Origin of the sequence: Variovorax sp. VNK109 (assembly GCF_049445855.1) — a bacterium.
Classification (GTDB): Bacteria; Pseudomonadota; Gammaproteobacteria; order Burkholderiales; family Burkholderiaceae_C; genus JAGOCV01.
This window is the reverse complement of the sequence record NZ_JBMSDV010000012.1, coordinates 1-2,219: the sequence shown is the minus strand read 5'-3', so window position 1 is coordinate 2,219 and position 2,219 is coordinate 1. Positions and strand designations below refer to the sequence as shown.

General features: G+C 64.3%; 3 protein-coding genes. All 3 read right to left on the bottom strand.

Annotation, left to right across the window (positions count from 1 at the left end):
• Positions 1-1,360: IS66 family transposase (tnpC, locus tag ACO2Q9_RS20620; RefSeq protein ID WP_423314216.1), on the bottom strand; the 1,360-nt coding region annotated here is incomplete at its 3' end.
• Positions 1,361-1,436: 76 nt separating this feature from the next.
• Positions 1,437-1,769 (bottom strand): IS66 family insertion sequence element accessory protein TnpB, encoded by a 333-nt coding sequence (tnpB, locus tag ACO2Q9_RS20615; RefSeq protein ID WP_003121550.1) that lies wholly within the window; start codon positions 1,767-1,769, stop codon positions 1,437-1,439.
• Positions 1,766-2,161 carry an IS66-like element accessory protein TnpA gene (gene tnpA / locus ACO2Q9_RS20610; protein WP_006217728.1) on the bottom strand — a complete coding sequence of 132 codons (396 nt, stop codon included), beginning with the start codon at positions 2,159-2,161 and terminating at the stop codon, positions 1,766-1,768. Before tnpA ends, tnpB begins: the two co-directional genes overlap by 4 nt.
• Positions 2,162-2,219 lie beyond the last annotated feature (58 nt).

Sequence of the window (2,219 nt, the reverse complement as noted above, 5' to 3'; positions counted from 1 at the left end):
TGCGGCCAATGGCAATCGGCCGAATCTGGTTCTCGATCCAGTTGTTGTCCACGGGCAGCTGTCCGTCATCGACGAACCGGGTCAAAGCCTCCCAGCGCCGCAAGCTGTAGTCCAGCGCTTTGGCGCTTGCCGAGCCTTCCGGCACCTTCTGGCGTTGCAGCACCATCCACTGGTGCAAGGCATCAAGCAGCGGCTTCGTTTGTTGTTGCCGGATGGTTTGGCGCTGATCGGTCGCAATCTCCTTGACCTCACGCTCGATCTCGTAGACCCGCGCGAACTGCTGCAGCGCGACCTCGGCGATCTGGCTTTGGTTCGCCGCGTGCAAATCGAAGAACTTGCGCCGCGCGTGCGCCAGGCAGCCGACCTCGGTCACACCACTTGCGATCAAGGCCTTGTAGCCGCTGAAGTCGTCACAGGTGAGGCTGCCTCTCCAGTCGCCCAGGAAGCGCCGGGCGTGTTCGCCCGAGCGCGATTCGCAGAAGTCGTAGACGACCGCCTTGATGTTCTCGAAGGCGCCCGTGGCATAGGCCCATAGGTACGCCCGGTGCGCCTTGCCGTTGCCCGGCTTGAGCATGGACACCGGCGTCTCGTCGGCATGCAGCACGCGGCGCTGCAGCAGCTCTGTCCTCATGGCGTCAACCAGTGGCTGCAACTGCACGCCACACGAGCCCACCCATTGCGCCAGCGTGGAGCGGGGGATGGCTAGGCCGGCGCGGCCGAAGATCGCTTCCTGGCGGTACAGCGGCAGGTGGTCGGCGTACTTGGCCACCAGCACTTGCGCCAGTAGCCCAGTGGTAGGGATGCCTTTGTCGATGATGTGAGGATCGACAGGCACCTGGTGAATCGTCTCGCACTGGGCACAGGCCCACTTGCCCCGGATGTGGCGCTCCACCGTGAACACGCCGGGCGCGTAGTCCAGCTTCTCGGCCACGTCCTCGCCGATGCGCTTCATCTGGCAACCGCAGGCGCAGGTGGTGGACTCGGGCTCGTGGCGGATCTCGCGCCGCGACAGGTTGGCCGGCAGGGGTGCGCGTTTGGGGACTTGCTTGTCTTGGCGGCCTGCCACTGGCGGCGTGGCCTGCTCGATCTCATCGGCCACCGCCTGCAGGTCCTCATCCAGCGATTCATCGAGCAGGCTCTTCTGCTCGGCGCTGAAGCGCTCCGACTGTGCGGCGAACTTCATGCGCTTGAGCAGTGCGTTCTCGTGCGTGAGCTTGTCGATCTGCGCCTGCTTGAAGACCGCCTCTTGGCCCTGGCGTGCGATCACGCCGTCTCGCTCGGCCAGCTCACCCATCAACGACAGCAGGGCCGCTCGCATCTGCTGCGGCTCCAGGGTGTCAAGGTGGTCTGCGGTGATCACGGGAGAAGATGATGCGGCTAACATCACATTCGCGCATCGGTGCAAGCGCTGATTGCCTGGCCAACGACCGGAGCACTCAAAGTACAGTGATGACTCCAGCCTCGCCGACGTTCTTCCAGGGCAGGCCCAGCACGAGCGCATCGAACTGCGTTCGGCTGAGTGTGGCGGTGGTGGCGGCATCGCGCGGCCAGACGAACTTGCCGCTATTCAGGCGCCGGGCCGCCAGCCAGACACCGATGCCGTCGTGCACCAGCACCTTCATGCGGTTGGCTCGTCGATTGGCGAACAGATAGGCGTGGTGTGGGCGCGCTGCGCCAAAGACAGCCACTACCCGGGCGAGCGCCGTCTCGGTGCCTGCTCGCATGTCCAGCGGCTCGGTGGAGAGCCACAGCGCATCAATGCGGATCATCGGAGCCAGTCGCGCAGCCACGCTGCACATGACGCTGCATCTTCCAGGGGCCAGTTCACGGTGACTACGCTGGCGCTGCGCCGAACATCAACGCGAATCGCACGCGACACGGGCGGCGAGCTGGTCTCGGTTGCTGGGAGCTGTTCAACTGGTGGAGGCAGATTCAGCGCAACGAACTCATTCCGGGGCGCTGGCAACAGGGAGTCTGCTTGCTCGCGCATCCAGCGATGAACGATGTTGGCGTTGATTCCGTGTGCAAGCGCTACGCCGGCCACTGACGCGCCGGAGACCTGGCATTCGGCCACGATCTGGCCTTTAAGTTCCGGGGAGTAGTAGTGCCGCTTGGGGCGCTGGGCGATCGTGTCGTTCGCCATAGTGTGCGTGATGTTCATCGTGCACACGATGCCTCGACACTGGGTCTATCTCAAGATGGGATTGCCGGACGCTTAC